Source organism: Gracilimonas tropica DSM 19535 (assembly GCF_000375425.1).
In the GTDB taxonomy this organism is placed as follows: domain Bacteria; phylum Bacteroidota; class Rhodothermia; order Balneolales; family Balneolaceae; genus Gracilimonas; species Gracilimonas tropica.
This window is the reverse complement of record NZ_AQXG01000004.1, coordinates 246,719-268,392: the sequence shown is the minus strand read 5'-3', so window position 1 is coordinate 268,392 and position 21,674 is coordinate 246,719. Positions and strand designations below refer to the sequence as shown.

The 21,674-nt window shown below is 42.5% G+C and carries 23 protein-coding genes; 14 read left to right on the top strand and 9 right to left on the bottom strand.

Annotated elements, in window-relative coordinates; genetic code table 11:
• Positions 1-119: 119 nt before the first annotated feature.
• From B151_RS0109455 to B151_RS0109445, 3 genes are all read right to left on the bottom strand, one after another.
• Complete coding sequence (locus B151_RS0109455; RefSeq protein WP_169332204.1) at positions 120-1,040, bottom strand: PD40 domain-containing protein; 921 nt, start codon at positions 1,038-1,040, stop codon at positions 120-122.
• Between the two features lie 361 nt (positions 1,041-1,401).
• Positions 1,402-3,399, bottom strand: a complete 1,998-nt coding sequence (gene ligA, locus B151_RS0109450; protein ID WP_020403382.1) for an NAD-dependent DNA ligase LigA — start codon at positions 3,397-3,399, stop codon at positions 1,402-1,404.
• A gap of 12 nt (positions 3,400-3,411) precedes the next feature.
• Entirely contained in the window at positions 3,412-4,506 is a 1,095-nt protein-coding gene (locus B151_RS0109445) for a helix-turn-helix domain-containing protein (protein ID WP_020403381.1), read from the bottom strand.
• Between the two features lie 199 nt (positions 4,507-4,705).
• On the opposite strand from B151_RS0109445, the gene B151_RS0109440 reads away from it, so the two are divergent.
• The 8 genes from B151_RS0109440 to B151_RS0109405 all read left to right on the top strand — a co-directional run bounded on the left by B151_RS0109440 (position 4,706) and on the right by B151_RS0109405 (position 11,127).
• Complete coding sequence (locus tag B151_RS0109440; RefSeq protein WP_020403380.1) at positions 4,706-5,308, top strand: ComF family protein; 603 nt, start codon at positions 4,706-4,708, stop codon at positions 5,306-5,308.
• 75 nt (positions 5,309-5,383) lie between these two features.
• On the top strand, positions 5,384-6,064 hold the full coding sequence (locus tag B151_RS0109435; protein ID WP_020403379.1) for a hypothetical protein: 681 nt from the start codon (positions 5,384-5,386) through the stop codon (positions 6,062-6,064).
• 14 nt (positions 6,065-6,078) lie between these two features.
• Entirely contained in the window at positions 6,079-6,696 is a 618-nt protein-coding gene (locus B151_RS0109430) for a histidine phosphatase family protein (protein WP_020403378.1), read from the top strand.
• Positions 6,697-6,813: 117 nt separating this feature from the next.
• Positions 6,814-7,503 (top strand): bifunctional demethylmenaquinone methyltransferase/2-methoxy-6-polyprenyl-1,4-benzoquinol methylase UbiE, encoded by a 690-nt coding sequence (gene ubiE, locus B151_RS0109425; protein WP_020403377.1) that lies wholly within the window; start codon positions 6,814-6,816, stop codon positions 7,501-7,503.
• Positions 7,504-7,593: 90 nt separating this feature from the next.
• Positions 7,594-8,031: a 3-hydroxyacyl-ACP dehydratase FabZ gene (gene fabZ / locus B151_RS0109420; RefSeq protein WP_020403376.1), complete on the top strand. Its 438-nt coding sequence runs from the start codon at positions 7,594-7,596 to the stop codon at positions 8,029-8,031.
• A complete protein-coding gene (gene panB / locus B151_RS0109415) occupies positions 8,028-8,858 on the top strand; it encodes a 3-methyl-2-oxobutanoate hydroxymethyltransferase (protein ID WP_020403375.1) in 831 nt (276 codons plus the stop codon). The genes fabZ and panB overlap by 4 nt, the downstream gene beginning before the upstream one ends.
• Entirely contained in the window at positions 8,855-9,628 is a 774-nt protein-coding gene (gene surE, locus B151_RS0109410) for a 5'/3'-nucleotidase SurE (RefSeq protein ID WP_020403374.1), read from the top strand. Before panB ends, surE begins: the two co-directional genes overlap by 4 nt.
• Before the next feature lie 134 nt (positions 9,629-9,762).
• Positions 9,763-11,127 carry a cellulase family glycosylhydrolase gene (locus B151_RS0109405; RefSeq protein WP_020403373.1) on the top strand — a complete coding sequence of 455 codons (1,365 nt, stop codon included), beginning with the start codon at positions 9,763-9,765 and terminating at the stop codon, positions 11,125-11,127.
• A 31-nt stretch (positions 11,128-11,158) separates the two neighbouring features.
• On the opposite strand, the gene B151_RS0109400 is transcribed toward B151_RS0109405, so the two are convergent.
• Entirely contained in the window at positions 11,159-12,010 is an 852-nt protein-coding gene (locus tag B151_RS0109400; RefSeq protein ID WP_020403372.1) for an esterase/lipase family protein, read from the bottom strand.
• A 15-nt stretch (positions 12,011-12,025) separates the two neighbouring features.
• Positions 12,026-12,451: a hypothetical protein gene (locus B151_RS0109395; RefSeq protein WP_020403371.1), complete on the bottom strand. Its 426-nt coding sequence runs from the start codon at positions 12,449-12,451 to the stop codon at positions 12,026-12,028.
• Positions 12,452-12,534: 83 nt separating this feature from the next.
• Between B151_RS0109395 and B151_RS0109390 the strand changes: the two genes are divergently transcribed.
• A complete protein-coding gene (locus tag B151_RS0109390) occupies positions 12,535-13,680 on the top strand; it encodes a hypothetical protein (protein ID WP_020403370.1) in 1,146 nt (381 codons plus the stop codon).
• Positions 13,681-13,816: 136 nt separating this feature from the next.
• On the opposite strand, the gene coaBC is transcribed toward B151_RS0109390, so the two are convergent.
• From coaBC to B151_RS0109370, 4 genes are all read right to left on the bottom strand, one after another.
• The gene (gene coaBC / locus B151_RS0109385) at positions 13,817-15,004 is read right to left on the bottom strand and encodes a bifunctional phosphopantothenoylcysteine decarboxylase/phosphopantothenate--cysteine ligase CoaBC (protein WP_020403369.1); all 1,188 of its coding nucleotides are present in this window, start codon (positions 15,002-15,004) and stop codon (positions 13,817-13,819) included.
• A gap of 2 nt (positions 15,005-15,006) precedes the next feature.
• On the bottom strand, positions 15,007-15,300 hold the full coding sequence (locus tag B151_RS0109380) for a DNA-directed RNA polymerase subunit omega (protein WP_020403368.1): 294 nt from the start codon (positions 15,298-15,300) through the stop codon (positions 15,007-15,009).
• Positions 15,301-15,304: 4 nt separating this feature from the next.
• Positions 15,305-15,880: a guanylate kinase gene (gene gmk / locus B151_RS0109375; RefSeq protein ID WP_020403367.1), complete on the bottom strand. Its 576-nt coding sequence runs from the start codon at positions 15,878-15,880 to the stop codon at positions 15,305-15,307.
• 101 nt (positions 15,881-15,981) lie between these two features.
• Positions 15,982-16,863 (bottom strand): YicC/YloC family endoribonuclease, encoded by an 882-nt coding sequence (locus tag B151_RS0109370; RefSeq protein ID WP_026166597.1) that lies wholly within the window; start codon positions 16,861-16,863, stop codon positions 15,982-15,984.
• A gap of 156 nt (positions 16,864-17,019) precedes the next feature.
• On the opposite strand from B151_RS0109370, the gene B151_RS0109365 reads away from it, so the two are divergent.
• The 5 genes from B151_RS0109365 to B151_RS0109345 all read left to right on the top strand — a co-directional run bounded on the left by B151_RS0109365 (position 17,020) and on the right by B151_RS0109345 (position 21,595).
• Complete coding sequence (locus B151_RS0109365; protein ID WP_020403365.1) at positions 17,020-18,864, top strand: carbamoyltransferase family protein; 1,845 nt, start codon at positions 17,020-17,022, stop codon at positions 18,862-18,864.
• A 93-nt stretch (positions 18,865-18,957) separates the two neighbouring features.
• Positions 18,958-19,110, top strand: a complete 153-nt coding sequence (locus B151_RS20170; protein ID WP_342665928.1) for a DUF5989 family protein — start codon at positions 18,958-18,960, stop codon at positions 19,108-19,110.
• A gap of 45 nt (positions 19,111-19,155) precedes the next feature.
• Complete coding sequence (locus B151_RS0109355) at positions 19,156-19,542, top strand: SxtJ family membrane protein (protein WP_020403363.1); 387 nt, start codon at positions 19,156-19,158, stop codon at positions 19,540-19,542.
• 38 nt (positions 19,543-19,580) lie between these two features.
• Entirely contained in the window at positions 19,581-20,261 is a 681-nt protein-coding gene (locus B151_RS0109350) for a hypothetical protein (protein WP_020403362.1), read from the top strand.
• 122 nt (positions 20,262-20,383) lie between these two features.
• The gene (locus B151_RS0109345) at positions 20,384-21,595 is read left to right on the top strand and encodes a carboxypeptidase-like regulatory domain-containing protein (protein ID WP_083909893.1); all 1,212 of its coding nucleotides are present in this window, start codon (positions 20,384-20,386) and stop codon (positions 21,593-21,595) included.
• The last annotated feature ends 79 nt before the right edge of the window (positions 21,596-21,674 follow it).

Here is a 21,674-nt window from a genome sequence, read left to right as displayed (position 1 = left end):
TGTTTTTGATTAAGAGTTAAAAACAGGAAAACAACAGCCCTGCCGGACTCTGTCTTCCCGTGGTTTATTGATCGTGTCGGATCAAACTGTTGGACGACCCCGGCGGGGCTTTTAATTTCTTAAGGCATAGTTGGCTTGAAATTCGTTAGCTGTTTCTTATTGCTTCCGTCGGCATTCATTATCCAAAGCTGTCCATTGCCCGGCCGGTCATAATATTGGTTGGAAAACACATACACGATTTTCTTTCCATCCGGGCTCCAGGCCATGTCGGAGGCCCAGTTTTTTGCAAGTACTTTCTTGCCATCTCCATCCGAATTCATAATTCTTATCGACTTATTAATCCCATCCCAGTGTTCATAGATTATTCTCCGGCTATCGGGTGAAAATTTTGGATGGTAGTTTTCACCTTTAGTTGTTAATCTTTTTAAACTGTTACCTTCACTATTTGCTATGAAAATATTCCAGTCAACTTCTACATCGTACTTTCTGAATGCAATTATATCATTTTTCTTGGACCAATCACCTTGTCTCCAGGCCCCTTGACTGCGATATTTAGTAATATCAATTATCGTGTTTTCATTAAGTTTCTTTTTTACTATACCATAGGTACCATTCGGATCCTCATAGTTCGTATCAAAAGCAATCCACTCGCCATCGCCGCTCCAGGTTGGATAAAAAGCCGGGGCTTCAAAATCGGTGATTAAGTTGATGCTGGATGTGTCATAGCGAGCAGGATGCAGAGAAGCTATCTCTACAGTATAGATTCCTCCCCCGGCGTGTACCGCTAAATGCGTGCCGTCCGGGTTCCAATCCGGGGCATCGCCAAAGGGCAGCAGTGGCTGGGTTTGGCCGCTTTGGGCATGTACCAGCCATATGCCAACAAACCAGGTATCTTTTTTTCCATCTTTATTAGTATCCACACTATCTGCGTGTTCGGCGGCTATCCACTCTCCCGCGGGATGCCAGTCAGGGCGGCTAAAGAATAATGGGTTACTACATGTTACTATACCCGGAGAATCTTCTCCTTTTTTGGTTTTCAAACAATCAGGCATTTGGTTGTTGTCGAACAGAGAGCAAGAGTTAAGCCCAAATATCAAACTTAAAGCTATTAATAGAAAAATCGAAAATTTCATATACCCCTTAACTATTTTTTTTTTTTGAGGTTAGTTCTACGTAATAGATACACAAACCAACCATTTGTTACAAAATAATTTCAGATTCTATTGTAACGGAGAAGGTAGCGAAGCAAGAGGATGGGGTGGGATGATATAGTGTTTTGGCTGTTAAAAACCTTGATAGCAGAAACAATTGAGCAAACAAATTTAGGTTTGGGCTATAGAGGAGACTGTTCAATTAAGTGTGCCATAACCACCATATCACCCAATCATTATATTACCATCACTACTCCCCAATCATTTCACGGAATGTTGCTTCGTCGAGGATTTCAACGCCCAGCTCTTTGGCCTTATCCAGCTTGCTGCCGGCCGATTCTCCGGCAAGCACATAATCTGTATTACTGCTGACAGATGAAGCCGTTTTTCCTCCGTGTTTTTCAATAAGATCGGTCGCTTCTTTACGGGTGTAAGTTGGAAGTGAACCGGTGAGCACAAATTTCTTTCCATTAAAAATATTGGAGGCTTGTTCTTCCTCTTCCTTCTCAAACTGAAGTCCATGTTCGCCCAGTCTTTTTACAATAGCCTGATTCTTTTCATTCTTGAAAAACTTGACTACAGATTCTGCAATTCTCGGACCGATGGAATCTACAGCCTCCAATTCTTCTTCAGAAACAGATTGCAATGTGTCCATGGTTTTGAAAGCTTTGGCCAGGTCTTTGGCAACGGTTTTTCCTACAAAGCGAATTCCCAATGCGTAAATAACCCGTTCAAAAGGTTGTGCTTTGCTTTTCTCAATGGCATCGATCAAATTTTGAGCACTTTTGTCAGCCATACGTTCAAGCTCTATGATCTGCTCTTTTTTGAGGTCGTAAAGATCTGCATAGGTGGAAATCAATTCAGCGGAAACCAACTGATCAACTACCGATTCGCCTAATCCTTCAATATCCATGGCATCACGGGAAGCAAAATGCTCAATTCTAATGCGTACTTGCGGCGGACAAGTAGGATTCACGCACCGCCAGGCCACTTCATCGTCATATTTAATAAGCTCAGAATTACAGGCCGGACAGTTTTCCGGGAATTTGTACGGCTCATTCCGATCGGCTCGATCGGGATTGACCACGCTGATGACTTGAGGAATAATTTCTCCGGCTTTTTCAACCACCACGGTATCGCCAATGCGAATATCCTTGCGTTGAATTTCATCTTCATTGTGGAGTGATGCCCGCTTTACCGTAGTGCCGGCTAATTCTACCGCTTCCAGCTCTGCTACCGGGGTAATGGTTCCCAATCGCCCAACTTGCAGCGTAATATCGTTGATGGTGGTGGTAGCCTGCTCGGCTTCAAACTTAAAAGCGATGGCCCAGCGGGGGAATTTTGAGGTCGTCCCAAGCTGCTCCCGCAAATCACTTTGATTTACTTTGATGACCACACCGTCGGTCTCATAGGGAAGCTCGTGCCGCAGTTCCCCCCATTCATTGATCACTGTATGCACTTCGTTAATGTTGCTGCACACTTTGTGATACTCTGATACAGGAAGCCCCAATTCCTGAAGTTTCTCAGCTTTCTCAAATTGGGTGAGGGCATTTTCTTCGTCATCCAGCAGCAGGTCGAAAGCAAAAAAACGGATGGGGCGTTGAGCTACTGCTTTAGGATCCTGCATTTTCAGGGAACCGGCTGTCGAATTTCTTGGATTGGCAAAGACATTGAGTCCTTCTTCCTCACGGCGTTCATTCATCCGGGCGAAGGCTTCGCGCTCCATGTAAGCCTCACCGCGGACTTCCACAACCGCAGGTGATTCGCCCTTCAGTTGAAGCGGAATATCACGGATGGTTTTCACGTTGGTGGTAATATCATCTCCTTTTTCTCCATCTCCACGGGTTGCGCCCAACACCAGTGCTCCGTTTTCATAACGAAGACGGATGGCAGCTCCATCAAACTTGAGCTCCACCATATAATCGTAATTCTCGTGCTCAAGGATCTTTTTTACCCGGCCATCAAAATCGTTGAGTTCTTCCTCATTGTAGGTGTTATCAAGGCTGAGAAGTGGAACCGGATGCTGTACCGTTTCAAATACGGAAGAAACTTCACCCCCTACGCGTTTAGTTGGGGATTCGGGATCGTGTAAGTCAAATTCCTCTTCCAGCTTTTCGAGCTCTTTGAGCTTTTCATCGAACTCTTTATCGCTCATAAAAGGCTGAGCTTCCTGGTAATAGGCTTGATTGGCTTTGTCAAGAAGGCCACGGAGTTCAGCTACCCGCTCTTCTGCTTCTCGCTTGTTCATGGAATAATAATTCTAAAATCTGATTCGGTAGACAGTACTGTCCGGAGGTCCCACTTCAAGAGGAAATTGTGCGGGAGGAGGAGCCAAATATTGGGGCTGATCCAGAACCTCCCGGGTTAACATGATGGAGTTAAAGGAAGGACTAAAATTATTTTGCCTTGGATTTTCGATCACATGTCCGTTGAAGAGTAACAGGAAGCGGCTGTACTGGCCACGAACCAATAAGGTATCACTGAAATCAAAATAGTAAGATTCTCCCTCTTCCATCCAAAAAGGATTGGTTCGCCAATTGAGATCACTTGTCACCCGAACCGGTTCAAGCTGACCGTAAGCTGCATAAACGGCCACGGTCAAAGTATCGCCTAACGTAATAGGTTGTTGTTGTGACTGTGTTTCCGGTTCTGATTCTGCTTGCTCTTCCGGTTCATTTTCCAATGCAGGTATTTCTGTATCGGAAGAATCGGCCGTTGTGGGAGGAATTGGAATGCCTTGATCATTATCCAAGGATTCTTGCGTCATTTCAGGTTCTGATGATCTAAACAGGGCTCCGATATCATCCCAGAAAAAGTAACTTCCTCCACCAATGGCTCCAATTATTACAAAAAGCACAATGATAAGCCACACTTTGGAGCTTTTCCCGGCCGTAGTGAAGCGGCGGCCCATATCTGCCCAGTTTACAGAGTTGATTTCAGGTGTATCATTTTCGGTTTTTTGGGGCGTCTCCGGTTTAGGAGCCGGTTTCTGTATGCTTTTTGATGGTTGATCGTCAGGATCGGGCTTTTTGGGAGATACTTCCTCAACAGGAGCGGTTATGTCGGATTGCTTTTCTTCTGATTCCTGAGACTCGGGAAACAAGTTTCCTGAATAAGTCCCTGCTTCCATTTCGTCCAGGGCGCGCACAATATCCTTATCATCAATCTTAAGAAGCTTGGCATAGCTGCGAACAAAACTGCGTATATAGGTTTTGTTGCGGTTCGGTTCTGAAAATATACTGTCATCCTCAATACTGTTGAGCGTATCAACCGGTATTTTTATAGCATTTTGGACATCCTCAAGGGTGAGGTTCTTGCTTTTTCGGATGGAGGCGAGGTCTTTTCCCAGAGACATAGGTACATTTTTAAATCTGCTTGCAAAATTATAAGAAGCTAAGTAAATAAATGTGACAGGAAAAGCAAACTTTTAGCTTTATTAAATCGGGGGAAATATGGCGTTCAAATATATAAAAGAGGGAATTTTAGAGGTTCTGTTTCCGAGGGTTTGCAGCGTATGTGGGTTGCATTTGTCGGATAATGAGCATTTTGTGTGCATGCAATGTCTAAATCATAAGTTTGAGGAAGCTTACAGACCGGGAAAATCAAATTCCGGTGATGTGATTCTGCCGGAAAGTATTTCGATACAGCACGCACTGTGGAATTTTGATAAAGGCGGGTATTTGCAAGAACTGCTCCATCAGCTTAAGTACCATCGTTTAACCGGAGTTGGCGAAGACATTGGGAGGCAGCTGGGGAAAAGTTTGTTGCAAAATCCCGCATTCATAAAATCTATTGAACGTAAGAAAGTTCGTTTGGTGCCGGTTCCTCTTCATCCTCGAAAAAGAAGAATGCGCGGCTACAACCAGGCATTTTATATCGCAAAAGGAGTGGCTGAAGTGACCAACCTAAAGATCTTGCCGAAAGATGCAGTCGTCAGAAACAGGAATACCAAAACACAGACCGGATTTTCCCTCGAAAAACGGAGGAAAAACATTCAAGGGGCATTCACGGTAAGTGACCCTGAGGTTGTCAAAGAAACCGTATGTGTTATTATTGATGATGTATTTACTACAGGAGCAACTACATTCGAACTTAGCCGTGTTCTTAAAAAAGCCGGGAGTCTGGATCTTCTGATAGCTACAGTGGCTCAGGCGTGAGTTCTTTTCACAGAATCCAAACAGCATTTAACGTGCAAAGCCTGATTAAAAGCTATTTATCGCCTATATTTAGGTATGGAAAATTTTAAAAGAGGACGATTTGAATGGCAGATGCTGGAGCTCCCCGATGGCATCACTACGAGTAATGGTAATTGGTATCATACCACGCGCGAAGGAATTGAAAAATATGTTCCCGGATTGCTGAAAAAGCGTTCGTTGGAGTATATCATCGAGGAAGCCGATGCTTGGGTAAAAAGTTCTGACGGGCTTTCGCTGATGCTGTATTTTATTCTTGTTTATGCATCTTTTGGCCCTCTTTTAGCTACTGTTATTTCCCTCATCTTTTACTTTTTCTGGTATTTTAATACCGGTGTTTTTGTGAATGTTACAGCCACACCTATTGCAAAGATATTTACCAAAGATGGGGTTGTTTACACTATTTCCGCTTTGTGCTTAATCGGGATTACCATGCAGGAAATGATTTCGGGCTTTGGGATCAGCATCGAATTTTCAGCTTTGTGGTATGGGCTTGTTTTATTTTTTCTGTATAAAGTCGGTTTGCTGAATATGGCTATTCAATATATAAGGGCTAAATTTTTCGGAAAGCCTAATGTGCCAAAAGAAGACCGAATCCTGAATATGCTGCTTATTCGTTATGGAATGAAATATGGCATCCTGACCGGAAAGGTAGAAGAAATGGAAAAAGAGCTGATCCGCTTGGCCAATTATCACAAAGAGAAGAAAAAGAGAAAGTAGGTTTTTATATATCCATGAAGCAAATATTCATCGTACGTCACGGAGAGACGGACAACAATAAAGCGGGAATTATACAAGGGAGAAGTTTGGATGCCTCCATCAATGAATTGGGAAGAATGCAGGCCCGTGCCATTTCTGAAGCACTTGAACCTTTTGATATTCAAAAAATTGTAGCCAGTGGTTTGCGGCGTACTCATGAAACGGCTCAACCCTTAGCAGAAAAACGAAAGCTATCGATCGAAAAATATTCCGAACTGGATGAGATTAATTTTGGGGTTCTGGAGGGGCGGTCGTTCACCAATATAAAAGATGAGGTCATGGAGCTTCAAAAGCAGTGGGAAAGTGGCAATTTGGATTTTGCACCTAAGAATGGAGAATCGCCCCGGCAGACCTTTACCAGGGCTAACAATAAAGTGAGAGAATTGCTGGAGACTTCAACTGAAGAAAGCATCGTTTTTGTGATCCATGGACGTTTAACACGCATCTTGCTTTCTGAATGGCTGGGCTATGGACTCCGGAATATGCACAAGATCGAGCATCAAAATGGAGCCATCAATCATCTTAGCTGGCACGAGGGATTTTTCAAAGCAGTGGAATTGAATATGACCGATCATTTACTGGAATTGGTATAGCTTTTCCTGAAAAAACGAGTCTTTGTGCTGCCAATATTTCCTTATCTTTAATGCTTCAAAAGAACCATTTCCGTTGGCTTCGTGTTGTGAGGCCAAAAGCAAAATCAATCCAAGAAAATGAGTGAAAAAGTAAGATCCATGTTCGCTGACATTGCCGATGATTATGATCGGATCAATAGTGTATTGTCGTTTGGTGTACACCACGCATGGAGAAAAAAGGCTGTACTTGAAAGCGGAGCCCATGAAGGCGACCATGTTTTGGACTGTGCAACCGGAACCGGCGACCTTGCCATCGAATTCAAAAAAGCAGTGGGGGAATCCGGCTATGTAATGGGGACCGATTTTTGCGCTCCAATGATAGAACCGGCCCCCGGAAAAGCCAAAAAAGCGGGACTCGAAATTGACTTCGAAGTAGCCGATGCCATGAATCTTCCTTACGAAGAAAATAAATTCGACATCGCCAGTATTGCATTTGGAATCCGGAATGTAGATGAACCGGTAACCGCTCTGAAAGAAATGGCCCGTGTAGTAAAACCGGGTGGGCGGGTTGTAGTGCTAGAATTCGGACAACCAAAGGGGTTGATGAAGTTTCCTTATGAATTATACAGTCAGCATATTATGCCGGCTATTGGGGGTTTCTTAAGCGGTAACCGCGAAGCATACACGTACCTTCCCCGAACGAGCGCCAAGTTTCCTGCGGGAGATAAATTTCTCGCTTTAATGGATGAATCAAATTCTTATCGAGATCGGCGGGCCGTAAAGTTAACCGGCGGAATTGCTTATGTGTATGTTGGAGTAGTTCAATAATTGTATATTCAGCATGAATTGAACCCCCTGTTATACTAAAGCAATAATCTGTTGTTTAAGGGATACTGATTTTTATTAAAAAAATGACTTATGACTATAGAAGAAATTAAAAAAGTAATTCCTCACCGCTATCCATTCTTATTGGTTGATCGCGTAGTGGAACTAGAAAAAGATCGAATTAAAGCCTACAAAAACGTAACGGCCAACGAAGAATTCTTTAACGGGCATTTCCCGGGACAGCCGATTATGCCGGGCGTGTTGCAGGTAGAAGCTCTTGCTCAGGCCGGCGCCATTATGTTGATGACCCAACACGCCAGTGACTCTGATGATAAGATCATGGTGTTCACCGGGATCAATAAGTGCAAATTCAGAAAGCAAGTTGTGCCTGGAGATCAGTTAGTGCTTGAAGTGGAATTGGGCAGCATGAAGCGGAATTTTGTGACTATGAGCGGTAAGGCAACCGTTGACGGAAAAGTAGCTTGTGAACTGGAAGCTTCTGCAGCTTTGGTTGACAAGGAGAAAGCATGAGTACCCAAAAATCATCAGAAAAGCCGGTAAAGATCACCACCCAAACAGTGGTGGATATGAAATCCAAAGGCGAAAAGATCTCAATGCTTACGGCTTATGATTTTACAATGGCTCAGATCATCGATCAGGCCGGCATCGAGGTAATTTTGGTAGGTGATTCAGCCAGTAACGTAATGGCGGGCCATGAAACCACTATTCCTATGACGCTGGATCACATGATCTATCACACTTCCTGTGTTGTTCGGGGAGTGGATCGTGCCTTGGTGATTGCTGATTTGCCTTTTATGAGCTATCAGGTGACCACGAAAGAAGCGCTGATTAGTGCGGGGCGTATGATGAAAGAAGCCGGCGCTCACGCTGTAAAATTAGAAGGTGGAAAATCTATTGTAGAAACAGTAAAACGAATTGTGGATGCCGGTATTCCGGTAATGGGACATCTTGGCCTTACTCCTCAAAGCATCTATAAATTTGGCACTTATAAAGTGCGGGCAACGGAAGATCAGGAAGCAGAGGATCTTATCCGGGATGCCAAATTACTGGAAGAAGCCGGATGTTTTTCGTTAGTGTTAGAGAAAATTCCCGCCGATCTGGCTGCCAAAGTAACCAAAGAGATTTCCATTCCAACCATCGGGATTGGTGCAGGTCCCGAATGTGACGGACAGGTATTGGTTATTCACGATATGTTGGGCTTGAATAAAGAATTCAACCCACGATTTTTACGAAGATATGCCGATTTGAATACGGAGATGACCAATGCCGTTCAAAATTATATCAAAGATGTTAAAAGCAGAGATTTTCCAAATAAAGACGAGCAGTACGGCGGATGAGTGACCCAAAACGACCTTTTATATTAGTAAGTAACGATGACGGAATTTTTTCACCGGGTATTAAAGCCCTTGCTGAAGTGGCTTCAGAATTCGGTGATGTGTACATCGTAGCGCCCGATAAAGAGCAAAGTGCAGTAGGACATTCCATCACTATTCAGGTTCCATTGCGTTCCAGTAAATTTACCGTTGCCGACAAGTTTGACGGGGAAGCAGTAAATGGAACTCCGGCCGATTGTGTGAAACTTGCACATGGCCAGCTTTTAGATCGCAAGCCGGATCTCGTGGTGAGTGGCATAAATCACGGAAGTAATGCGGGAATTAATATTATGTACTCCGGAACCGTGAGTGCAGCTACGGAAGGCACTATTTTAGGCTATCCATCCATCGCAGTCAGTTGTACGGATTTCAATGAAGATGCCAACCTCAACGGCTGTAAAGAAGCAGCCCGGCGTGTGATCAGCTTTGTGCTTAAAAATGGATTGCCAAGAGGAATCACACTAAACGTGAATGCTCCGGCCGGAGAGTTTACCGGTATTAAATGGACCCGGCAGGCCGATAGCCGTTATGTGGAAGAATATGAAAGCCGCACCGATCCTTTTAACAGAGCGTACTACTGGCTTACCGGAAAGTTTGAGTTACTGGATGAAGGCAAGGATTCTGACATTCATGTATTGAATGATGGAAAAGCTTCGGTAACACCTATTCAATATGATCTGACAGCGTATAATTTGCTGAAAAACGTAGATGATGAAAGCCTGAATAAAGGTTGAGTGATAAGCCGAAGTTTAATCCGGCTAAATTTATATCATGCTATCAAATAAAAATACATTGAGTGCTATATGAACTTTCGGGCTAATTGACTAAAATCTTATTAGTCTGTTCATAGTATTAAACATTAGCCTTAATGAAGCTTAAACTACTGTTTTTGATAGCTGCCGGATTAATTGCTTCCTGTGACAGCTCCTCTCCAACCAATAATTCCTCAGATGATCCACTAAATGATCCTCTTGCGACCGATCCTCCGGTTTCAACTGTAGACTTCACTATAGAAAGAGAGAATAGTAAACCTGTAAGTCCATTTTTCTTTGGTCAAAATTATTGGTCTTGGGTAGATGAATGGGGTGCTCAGGTTCAGGGAACGGAAGAGCTCGTGGCAGATATTCAGCTAAATATGCTCAGAATAGGAGGCACTGAAGCAGATCGTAGTTACCCACACCCATTTGATTATGATAAAGTGAAAGAAGCGATTGCCTATGCACGTGCAGTTGGTGCAGAGCCTGTGTTGCAGTTGCCTGGTCTTTATGACATGTCCGGCGAACCGGCTACAACTGAAACCGCCATGGAAATGGTTAATTATGTAAGGGATCATAACCTGGGAGTTAAATATTTTTCGATAGGGAATGAACCGGATATTTATACCGACCAGGGAGTAAAAACCTCGTACACCCCACAGGAACTAAGCATTTTTTTCAACGCCGTTAGTGATTCCATAAAAAAAATAGATCCTGATTATGTGATCTTAGGTCCGGATTTAGCTTGGAAATATTATGAAAACAACAATTGGTTGAGCCCATTTCTTTCTCAAAGCGCCCAGAAGCTGGATGTGGTTTCCATACATCGTTATCCATTTGATCCGGATGCTGCAACCAAGGAAAATGTGATGAAGGACGCCGAAAAATTCAGATCCGATATTCGAATGATCAAAGATTATCTGAGTCAGGTCTCACACTCCGAGGTGCCGATTGCAGTTACGGAAACTCATGTAAGTTACGATGGAGACCCGATGAATAGTAATTTCTCAGCATCCCCGCAAACATTCTGGGCGGGACTTTGGGTAGCTGATGTAGTTGGTGTGGCTTTAGAGGAAGAGGTTTGGAATCTTTCATTTTGGAGCATTAGTGAGGGTTGGACGCTCGGTTTTATTGATGGAGAAACCAAAGAACCACGCCCAACCTATCAAGTTTTAAAGTTATTGGCAAACCATGTTGGAGACCGGGTACTAACAGTATCAGGTACTGAAACGGATGTATCTGTTTATGCAACAGAGAATACGGATGAGAATGCCGTAATTGTCTGGTTCCTGAATAAATCAAATCAGGAAAAGGAAATATCCTGGAAGGTGAAAGAATCATCTCTAGAGCAAGATTATGATATTAATCTTGTTCCAAATTCTTTGACATTACTCATTAGAACTACAGATGGAAATATGGATCAGTGGATTTATTCAGAAGAGCAGTCGGATAAAAACAGCGAGCCGGTATTTAATTAAGGCTAAAATTGATAAAAAGTTTTGTAGTGATTCAATGCCCTTTTTCTGCTAACCGTTTTAGCACGTTCAGCCAAAAGGTATCATAGATCTTTGAAGATTCTTTATTCATTTGAAGATGCATTTGGGAAAGATGAGACAAGGGGATGGTTTCCAGGTGAGTGCCCCATTTTGCACTTTTTACCGACACAAAAGCATCATTTTCACCTTCTTTATCAAAGATCTGGTTGTTCTGAAATCTTAAAACCGGGTTGATGGGGAATTTTGTGCCTTTACCAACTGCCGCACTGTAAGAGTAATAAGAAACTTCATCTACATCAGGATGATCGGGGTTGAAGATATCCCGGGCATAACCGCAGGTGAGTTGTTCCAGAGAGCCAAGCGCATCACTTTTTGTTTTTGGATACATGTTATCCCCAAACCAGTCAAACATTTCGCTCAACTTCTCCATTACTCCATCGGGTGTTTTAAGAACCAAATCGGCAAGGCTTGAACCGTGATGGGGTGTAGCAATGGTCGTCAGGCTTTCAACAAACTCCCCTGCGTCCATCTTAGACAAAGCGCAACGCATATCAAGCCCTCCCATACTGTGGGTAACCACATTTACTTTTCGATAACCATGGTCGGTGCAAAACTTTTGGATAAGGCGAATCCAGTTTTCTGCCCTGGTTTCAATCTTGGCATAGGGAACCGTGTTAGGGGCAATGGCTACCACACCATGACTGCGAATATGCATACAAGGATCATGAAGCGGGCCTGATTTTACCACAGAACCAATGGCGCCATACCCGTGACAAAGAAAAACCGGATGCTTTAATTTCACCAATTCCGGTTGGGGAAACTCCTGCAATTCAAGGCGCTTAAGTATGTTCTTTCGGGTTGGCATATTTAGCTATGTGGGCTATTGGGTTTGCAAGCTGTCAAGCTCAGGATCCGTGGTTAACCGTATGGTACGCAATACGGATTTATCATGATAAACGTAAATATTCATGTCTCTTGAAGGAAAATGAACACGAGCGGGAGTCTCCAGGCCATAAGGAGAAAGCTGCTTATCGAGTTCAATATGGAACATTGTTTTTGAAAAGCGGGAAGGTACTTCAATCCTGTATTCTTTACGTGTCAGTACCGAATCTACATGTATGATGCTGGATTGAATTTGGGAAGGTATTATTCCGGAGTCTTGAAATTGTTGTTGAAGCAGGGAATCAAGCTGAGCAAAATCTTCTATCCGGTAAAATTTAGGAGCCGGAGTAGATGCCAAAATAATCCCACTTATGATACAGGTAAGAGCTAGTAACGCCGTTACAATTTTTTTCCCGTTCTTCATCTTAGCCTTTAACCCAAGCTTGGTTCCTTAATTTCATTAATTTACCTTCAACGCAATCTATAAACTTCTGCGCAAAGAAAGATATGCCATTTCAACTTCAGAAAGTAGAGACAAAGCACCAGGTTGAAGCCTTTCATGATCTTCCTGCCCGGTTGCACGCAGGCAATCCCTGGTACCGTCCGCCTTTCCGGTTTGAAATTGAGAACGTATTCGACCGACAAAAAAACGAACGTTTTCAAAAAGGTGGAGAATGTGAACGTTATTTGGTGCTTGACGGAACTGAAGTTGCAGGCCGCTTTGCCGTATTTTCAGATCCGGAAAAAGACGAACGCTATGACCCAAAGCTGGGAGGAATTGGGTTTATTGAAATGAAGAATGATCCTGATGTAGCTTCCACTATCATTGATTTCGCTAAAAAGTGGCATCATAAAAAAGGAAACAGCGGGTTTCGCGGCCCGATCAATTTTGGAGAAAACGACACTTTTTGGGGCATTTTGATCGACGGATTTAATGATCCTAATGTGTATGGGATGCTTTATCATCAGGTTTATTACGAGGAACTCATAGAGCAAACCGGTCCTGAAAAGTTCGATGACTTGTTCATGTATCAGCTGCCCATGGATCAACCTTTGCCTGAGCGTTTATTGCGGATCACAGAGCGGCTTAAGGCTAAAAAGAATGTTGAAATTCGTCCTATCGACAAAAAGAACCTGATGCGTGACGGAGAATTGATCCGGCAAATTTACAACCGGGCTTTTCACGATCAGGTGGTGCAGGAGCGGGAAGAGGAGTTTATTGGAATCTCCAGAGAAACCATTCGACAGATGGTCAACAAACTTAAGCCGGTATTGATGCCGGAAACTTCCCCAATTGCTTTTGTGGATGGAAAACCGGCTTCTTTTTTGGTGAGCGTACCCGACCTGCATGAGATCTCAGCTCAAACCAACGGAAAACTAAAATGGTGGCATCTGCCCAAGCTGATAGGCTTCAAGAAAAGAGCGCAAAAATTCCGCCCACTCGCTTTTGGAACCGATCCGAAATATCGGGGCAGGGGATTGGAAGCGTTGGCATTTATCGAAGGAGCCCGCTGGACCCGAAAACACTATCCCAATTTAAAAATACTGGAAGGAGGCTTTGTCAGCGAAAAGAACTGGATCATGCGCCGAAGTTTGGAGGCATTAGGATGCAAAATTGCTAAAACCTACCGGGTATATAAATGGATGGTTTAGTGATGAAGTGATTAAGTAATGAAGTGGCATAGTGGTTTGGTGGGGTAGGGTGTTTGAGAGGGAGTGTTTTGTAAAATATGTCAGTTAAAATCTGCCGTAAATGGATTTTACAGTAACTTTATCACTTCATTACTTTTCAGCGAAAAATTGTATTCAGGATCTCAATAGCGATATCTTTTTTTGGGCCCTGAAATTTTTGACTGGAATTTTTTCCGAGTAAATGAACTGTATTCGTATCAGACTCAAAACCGGCGCCTTCATCCGTAAGAGAGTTGGCGATGATAAAATCGGCATTTTTCTTTTTCAGCTTTGAAGTTGCATTTTCAATCAGATTCTCAGTCTCCATGGCAAAGCCAATGAGCGTTTGGCCTTCTCTTTTATGATCTCCCAGCCATGCTAATATATCCTGTGTTTTGGTGAGTTTGATCTCGCTATCCGCCACCGATTTCTTCACTTTATTTTTGTGTACATCAACCGGGGTGAAATCGGAAACTGCTGCAGCCATAATGATCACATCGGCATGTTGATATTCCTTGACTGCTTCAAAAAGTTCCGCTGTACTGGTAATGGAAACGGAATGAATATCGTCGGGTTTGGGAATGGAAAGAGGGCCATGTATAAGGGTAACATCCGCACCCAAACTTTGCGCTGCCTTAGCCATAGCAACTCCCATTTTTCCTGAACTTGGATTGGAGATGAAACGAACCGGGTCAATGTGTTCTCGGGTAGGGCCGGCGGTAACAACCACTTTTTTACCTTCCAGCGGTCCTTTGATTGATCCAATGATTTCGGATGCTTTTGACAGAATATCTTCTATCTCAGGAAGCCGGCCTTTTCCTTCCAGGCCGCTTGCCAGATATCCGCTTTCCGGTTCCAAAACTTGATATCCCTGTTCCTGGATGATTTTTAGATTCCTGGAAACACCCGGCGATTCATACATCTCGCCATCCATGGTGGGGCAGATCAATATAGGGGAGCGAGCGGCAAGCACTGTGCTCGTTAGCATATTATCTGAAATGCCGGAAGCAATTTTGGCGAGCGTATTGGCGGTGCAGGGAGCGATCACAAAAAGATCAGCCCATTCGCCCCAATTGATATGCCGGGTCCAGTCGCTGGATTCCCCTTGATCGGGAAAAATGTCAACGGCAACCTCATGTCCGGATAGCGAAGCAAAAGTCTCTAAACCAACAAAGCGGGTGGCCGAGGGCGTCATGGTGACGCGGACTTCAGCTCCCGCTTTTTGAAATTCTCGCAATAAGAAAGCAGCTTTATAAGCTGCAATTCCTCCGGTAACACCCAAAATGATGCGTTTACCGGAGAGCATAATTACAGTTCTTTTTCAGGGTGACGGTAGTAGATCTCGTCGTTCTCCATTTCTGTAACAGCACGTTGGGTAGGATGTGGAAGTTTCTCAAAAGCTTTTGAGATATTTTCCTGCTCTTCGTTGAATGAAAACTCATCCTCTTCTTCAAAACCTTCGAAATATTGTAATTTTTCGTCGAGTTCTAATTTCTCCTGAGCAGCAATTTGTCGGGCTCTCTTGGAAAGGATCACAAGCAGTTCGTACTTGTTTCCGGTTTTGAATTTTAATTTTTCGACATCTAATGTTTTAACTGACATAATATCAATTTTGATTCATGAATTTGACCACAGCTTTTTTTACTTCCTCATAAGCTGCATCTAAATCGTCATTAATAATTACCTGATCGAACCGATCAGCATAATCAAGTTCTTTTTCAGCTCGTGCTAACCGCAAATTGAGTGTTTCATCATTTTCAGTGCCACGGTCAACCAAGCGCTGCTTTAATACCTCGATCGAAGGGGGTTTAATGAATAGGCTGAGGCATTCATCACCGTAAATATTTTTGATATTAACGGCACCTTTTACTTCGATATCAAGCAAAACAAAATAGCCTGAATTTAGTTTTTTATCAACCTCAGAACGAAGCGTGCCATATTTCTTTCCGCCATAGAATTCTTCCCATTCAAGAAATTCTCCGGCGGCTACTTTTTGGTCAAAATCCTCATCAGAGATGAAATAATAGTGCTTTTCATCGACTTCGTAATCACGTTGGGGCCGGGTAGTTGCCGAAACAGAGAATTTTATATTATCAAAGTCTTTGAACAGCCGGCGCGCGAGGGTGCTTTTTCCTCCGCCACTGGGTGCTACAAGTATGATGACTTTACCTTTTTTGTCCATTTAAAAGAATACAATTTTTGCTCCAATGTGGAGCAAGGGATTAGGAAAGTTTTACCGGTTCCAAATGCTCTGCATTGCAACCAATTTTTTGAATTAAATTTTTATTCAACGTTTTGAACTTGCTCACGTATCTGTTCAAGCGCTTCTTTACATTTCACCACATATTGGGCGATGTCAGAATTGTTGGCTTTGGATCCAATCGTGTTTAGCTCGCGATTGATCTCCTGCGTGAGAAAATTAAGCCTTCGCCCGGCAGGTTCGGGTTGTTCAACCGCTTCCAGAAAGAATTTAAGGTGAGAACGCAGTCGAACGATCTCTTCGGTTACATCCATTTTATCTACCAGGATGGCCACTTCGAGCTCCAGGCGTTCTTCGTCAATTTTATCGTCCTCGATCAGGTTTTGAATACGTTCCAGCAGTTTGTCTCTTGTTTCACCTGCTCTTCCATTGGTTTCATTTGTGATGACCTCAATATTTTCATCAATGAATTCAATACGATCAACCAAATCATTTTTTAGCTGATTGCCTTCCTGGGTTCTCATTTTCAGGAGTGAGTTTAAAGCATCTTCCAAAGCTTTTTTTGCAACCGACCACTTTTTCTCAACTACGGTTTCATCTTCTTCCTCTTTCACAAAAACATCACCAAACTGTGTGATATTGGAAATAGTGACCGGATCATCGATTCCGGCTATTTTTCGAAGGTCGTTAAGGATTCGGGTGTACCCTTTAACCTTTTTTTCATCTATTTGGATGGAAGGTCCGGCTTCGTCAGACTCTGATATATAAACCGTGATATTCAGCTTACCGCGATTGATGGTCTTCTGAACCAACTCTTTAACCTCAAGCTCTTTATCCTGCAATTGCTGTGGAAGCCGGGTCGATAGGTCAAGATAGCGACTATTAAGAGATTTGATTTCGACTGTAGCCGTGATGCCTTCCTCTGAAGCTTCACCACGACCAAATCCTGTCATCGATATGATCATAAATTTCTTGATGATGAAAATTGAAGCAGAAAATACAAAAGTATGCGGGCTATAAGAAATTACAACTCTTAAATTTATTGGCAATAAATAGGCTTTAGATGAGTAGTGAATGCTTGTCAGGATTTACTATCTTCAGTGCCTTTAAATTGTTCTGCTATGAATATCCTTGGAATTTCAGCTTTTTATCATGATTCGGCCGCATGTATTTTGCGGGATGGACAGATAATAGCTGCAGCTCAAGAGGAGCGGTTCACCCGAAAAAAACATGATGAGCGGTTTCCGGAGCATGCTATTCGGTATTGCTTGGAAGAGGCCGGAACATCCCTGAATGAACTGGATGCGATAGCGTTCTATGACAAACCGTTGCTAAAGCTTGAACGCTTGCTGGAGACCTATCTTTCATTTGCACCTCGTGGGGTAAGATCATTTTTTACAGCAATGCCGGTTTGGCTGAAGGAAAAGATGTTCATGAAAAGGGAAATGCATGCGGGACTTCAAAAAGTGGGTGCATATGATAAAGGGAAAGTGAAATTTTTATTCCCAGAACACCATTTGAGCCACGCTGCAAGTGCATTCTATCCATCTCCATTTGAAGAGGCTGCGATACTGACAATTGATGGAGTTGGAGAGTGGGCTACGGCTTCTGTCTGTTCTGCGGATAAGGAAGAAATTACGATTCTGAGGGAACTTACATTTCCTCATTCATTGGGGCTGTTGTATTCTGCTTTTACTTATTATCTGGGTTTTAGGGTGAATTCAGGGGAGTACAAATTGATGGGTTTAGCTCCCTACGGCAATCCAAATTCAAAGCTGCTTCAGGAATACATAGAAAAGATCAAATCAACGCTGGTAGATATTCGTGAAGATGGGTCGATTTTCCTAAACCAGGATTATTTTGATTATGCAACCGGACTTAAAATGGTTCATGAGAAAAAATGGGAAGAATTATTTGGGTTTCCTAAACGGGAAGAAGAGTCAGAGCTGCAACAGCATGAGGCTGACCTGGCGTTAGCGATTCAAAAAGTAACGGAAGAGATCGTGCTGAAAATGGCCCAAGAGGCAAAAAAATTGACCGGGTCAAATAATTTGTGTTTGGCCGGTGGTGTTGCCCTTAATTGTGTGGCCAACGGAGTAATTCAGAATGAAGGTATTTTTGATAATATATTCGTCCAGCCTGCCGCAGGTGATGCGGGTGGGGCAGTTGGAGCAGCATTGGCAGCGTATCACATCTTTTTTGGGGAGAAGCGCCAAGCCCGTAAACCTGATAGTATGAAAGGGGCTTATTTAGGTCCTCATTTTCATGAATTTGAGATTAAGAAGAACTTGAAGAAATTCAAGCCGGTTTTTCAGCAGTGTACTGAAGAAGAGTTGTATCCAAAAGTGGCAAAATGGCTGGGGGAGGGTAATGTAGTCGGGTGGTTTCAGGGAAGAATGGAATTTGGTCCGCGTGCCTTGGGGAATCGCAGTATTTTAGGAGACCCTCGAAATCCGGAGATGCAGAAGAAGCTGAATTTAAAGATCAAATACCGGGAATCATTCCGGCCTTTTGCGCCTTCTGTTTTGGCAGAAGACGCTAATCAGTTTTTTGAGATGAAGTCTGATTCTCCGTACATGCTCTTGGTTCAGAATGTAAAAGAGAAATACCGCAAAGAACTTCCTGAAAATTATCACCGTCTGCCTCTCAGAGAAAAATTAGCTTTTAGCCGGTCTGAATTTCCAGCCATTACGCACATTGATTTTTCGGCCCGCATTCAAACGGTTCACCCCGAGACAAACGAAAGGTATTGGAAACTTTTGAATGCGTTTAAAGAACAGGCTGGTGTTGGGATGTTGGTGAATACCAGTTTTAACGTTAGGGGCGAACCCATTGTTTGCACACCGGAAGATGCATACCGCTGTTTTATGAATACAGAAATGGATTATCTTGTAATTGGAAATTACGTATTTGAAAAACCGGCTCAACCCAAATGGGAAAAAGAAATAAATTTTGAAATGGATTAAAAAGGTTCTAGCGCAGAGCGACAGGGACCAGAATTGTAATATGTAGAATATAAATTGCTATAAACGTCCTGCGTTGTAGCGAATAATGTGAAGATCATGGAAACACTCAAAGACCTTTGGAATTTTATGAAGCAGCGGAAGAAGTTTTGGCTGGCTCCGGTTATAATCGTCTTGCTTCTGCTTGGGTTTTTAATTGTAATAGGCGGCGGCTCCTCCATAGCGCCATTTATATATACTTTATTTTAAGCTTTGTAAGGATGATTATTCACCTCATTGCATAAATGCATATATATGTTTCAACCTAAAAAGCTTTTAGACATAGAGAAAGATCCGGCTACCCCGAAAACGCAGCTGGTGATCGTAACCGGTTTATTGGTGCTAAGCTGGATCTTCAATACGGTTTATTTGGTTTATGCGGCCGGTATCATAGGATTGCTGTCGTTTGTTTCTCCGGTCGGGAATCGAATTGTTTGGCTTTGGTATAAAGTTGCTGAAGTTTTGGGTTGGCTTAATTCAAGGGTGTTGTTGTCGCTGGTTTATTACCTGATCGTTACCCCTGTTGCATTTCTATTTCGCTTGTTCGGGAACGACCCGATGCGCTTAAAAGATAATAAAGGGAGCATGTTCGAGTTCAGGGAGCATACCTATATCAAAGGAGACTTGGAAAATCCCTGGTAAGTGATCGTGCTATTCATCAGAAAAAAATTCAACAATTTATGAAATCATTTTTAGGGTTTGTGCTGATATCAATTCTTGCATCAGCTGTTTCGTTATATGCACAGGAGACACGTTTAGAAATTTTGGCCGGACCAAATTTTTCAACTTTTGATATCAGTCAAAATGACGGATTCAAATCCGAAATGGGTGCGGGGACACATATTGGCGTGAATTTGATGTACGAACCGGCTCCTGATATCAACATCCTGATTGGATCTGCTTTCTCAGAAGTAAACTTTGATAGACGGTACAAGAGTATTAATCTCGGGAATTTATATGATGCTGATCTTCCGGATGAAATTCAGCTCTCGTATTCTTTTAAAATGATAGAATTACCGGTAGGGTTAAGGTATACGTTTCTGAAGAATGTGATTGAGATAGGGATGGGTGCGAATATTCGACCGGCTTTTATTTCCGGATATAAAGGGGAATGGTATTCTCAAAGGGTAAGTGAAAATAAATATATACAGTTTGAGATTGAGCTTACAGATGAAATTAAAGAATTTGACCTGTTTATAGAACCGGGGATAGACTTAAGATATGCCCTGGATGCAAACACAAGTATTTTAGGTGGGATTCAGTACGCGTTTGATGTTTTAGGTCTTTATGAATCAGTAAATGAAACAAGGAGACTGCATAGGGTTGAGTTGAGTGTGGGGCTGGCAATTTCCCTTTTCTAAATAGAAAGAAGTTTTTATCTGAAGTTTTAAAAGATGAAAAACACCTAAACCTAAAGCCAATAAAAAGCTAATTTAAGATCTTAAATTCTTATTCATATAAGAGAATTATCAAAAACTAATAATTGAGAATAAATACGTTGAGCTTATTTCGTTTTTTAAGTACTAAACTTGCTGTACTGTCCATTGTTATTTTTTTTGCAGCATGTTCGAATTCTAATGTTGTCATCAATGAGACAGCTTCTGTTCCGCTGGTAACATTAACCGGAAAGGCTGTTGACATAGAATCAAATGAACCTATTGCGGAAGCCGATATTTTGATTGGTGGAACAACAAAATACACTACTACAGATGATATGGGTGCTTTTTCGATTCAGCTTCCTGCCGGTTACTATGAAGTTTATGTAGATCACCCGGATTTTAAGGAATCAGAGAAGAAGGTGAATCTGATAAGAAGTAAAGGAGTTCGACAATCTGTTACCATTAATGCTGAAAAGATCCCTTCTTTTTTGCGGGATCGTGAAGTTGATGATGCTAATACAAAACGCAAAGCCAAAAACGTGGCTCACCCCCAGCAAGAAACACTAAATACTTTTGTCAACTATTACATTACAGATGATGACTTGAAATGCGGATTGGAGAATCCGGAAGATGTGCGTTTTGCGGACAATGAGGAAGAAGGGGTAACATGGGTAAACGAACCTACAGAGTTGGTAGTAATGAATTACGAGTTGGGTTATCGCATTCACGTGTTTCTTGAAGAATATGTAGCCAAAGAATACAGCCAGATCATAGGTCAAAATGTAGACGCATCCTATTTCTTTGAAGAACTTGAACCCATAAATAAGCAACAAGAAGAAGAGTGGGAGCAACGAAGAAAGGATTTCTTTGAGGGTTCGTTTCGCCACTTTTTAATTGCCATGGCTAGTGAAAAAAGTCCACTTTATTTTGGTTATAGAATATTTTCGGGGCAGGCTGTGACAAACACTACAGCGATGGCTTATTCTTCATCTTCTGTGAGTGACATTGAAAAGGAGAAGAGTGAGATCGTTATGCCAAGTTTCGAAAATGAAAATTACTTATTGCGTTCTGATGAGGAGATCAGGATAGAATATATTGAACAAGGTGTGGATGATCCGGATAGAATTATGGGGCTTCAAAATTACCGGTATCAAACTTCCTGGATATCGTTGAATGGCTGGTCGGCTGAGTTTACCAGGAACGGCCTTCTAAAAGATAAAAATTCTATTGAGCTAAAAGGATATTGGCGGTACGTGCCGGTTTGTAAAATGCTTCCGGAAGACTACCTTCCAAAAATAAACAAAGATAACAGCTGATAGCTGACATGATATTTACGTCAGTTCGGTTCAATATTTCACACGTCGAGAGTCATTTGGCGGCGTATACCCGAAACCT

Excerpts from the sequence above, each read along its gene's own strand:
- ligA (WP_020403382.1), bottom strand. The coding sequence starts at position 3,399 with ATGAACAAGCGAGAAGCAGAAGAGCGGGTAGCTGAACTCCGTGGCCTT.
- B151_RS0109445 (WP_020403381.1), bottom strand. The coding sequence starts at position 4,506 with ATGTCTCTGGGAAAAGACCTCGCCTCCATCCGAAAAAGCAAGAACCTC.
- B151_RS0109440 (WP_020403380.1), top strand. The coding sequence starts at position 4,706 with ATGCAATGTCTAAATCATAAGTTTGAGGAAGCTTACAGACCGGGAAAA.
- B151_RS0109435 (WP_020403379.1), top strand. The coding sequence starts at position 5,384 with ATGGAAAATTTTAAAAGAGGACGATTTGAATGGCAGATGCTGGAGCTC.
- B151_RS0109430 (WP_020403378.1), top strand. The coding sequence starts at position 6,079 with ATGAAGCAAATATTCATCGTACGTCACGGAGAGACGGACAACAATAAA.
- ubiE (WP_020403377.1), top strand. The coding sequence starts at position 6,814 with ATGAGTGAAAAAGTAAGATCCATGTTCGCTGACATTGCCGATGATTAT.
- fabZ (WP_020403376.1), top strand. The coding sequence starts at position 7,594 with ATGACTATAGAAGAAATTAAAAAAGTAATTCCTCACCGCTATCCATTC.
- panB (WP_020403375.1), top strand. The coding sequence starts at position 8,028 with ATGAGTACCCAAAAATCATCAGAAAAGCCGGTAAAGATCACCACCCAA.
- surE (WP_020403374.1), top strand. The coding sequence starts at position 8,855 with ATGAGTGACCCAAAACGACCTTTTATATTAGTAAGTAACGATGACGGA.
- B151_RS0109405 (WP_020403373.1), top strand. The coding sequence starts at position 9,763 with ATGAAGCTTAAACTACTGTTTTTGATAGCTGCCGGATTAATTGCTTCC.
- B151_RS0109400 (WP_020403372.1), bottom strand. The coding sequence starts at position 12,010 with ATGCCAACCCGAAAGAACATACTTAAGCGCCTTGAATTGCAGGAGTTT.
- B151_RS0109395 (WP_020403371.1), bottom strand. The coding sequence starts at position 12,451 with ATGAAGAACGGGAAAAAAATTGTAACGGCGTTACTAGCTCTTACCTGT.
- B151_RS0109390 (WP_020403370.1), top strand. The coding sequence starts at position 12,535 with ATGCCATTTCAACTTCAGAAAGTAGAGACAAAGCACCAGGTTGAAGCC.
- coaBC (WP_020403369.1), bottom strand. The coding sequence starts at position 15,004 with ATGCTCTCCGGTAAACGCATCATTTTGGGTGTTACCGGAGGAATTGCA.
- B151_RS0109380 (WP_020403368.1), bottom strand. The coding sequence starts at position 15,300 with ATGTCAGTTAAAACATTAGATGTCGAAAAATTAAAATTCAAAACCGGA.
- gmk (WP_020403367.1), bottom strand. The coding sequence starts at position 15,880 with ATGGACAAAAAAGGTAAAGTCATCATACTTGTAGCACCCAGTGGCGGA.
- B151_RS0109370 (WP_026166597.1), bottom strand. The coding sequence starts at position 16,863 with ATGATCATATCGATGACAGGATTTGGTCGTGGTGAAGCTTCAGAGGAA.
- B151_RS0109365 (WP_020403365.1), top strand. The coding sequence starts at position 17,020 with ATGAATATCCTTGGAATTTCAGCTTTTTATCATGATTCGGCCGCATGT.
- B151_RS0109355 (WP_020403363.1), top strand. The coding sequence starts at position 19,156 with ATGTTTCAACCTAAAAAGCTTTTAGACATAGAGAAAGATCCGGCTACC.
- B151_RS0109350 (WP_020403362.1), top strand. The coding sequence starts at position 19,581 with ATGAAATCATTTTTAGGGTTTGTGCTGATATCAATTCTTGCATCAGCT.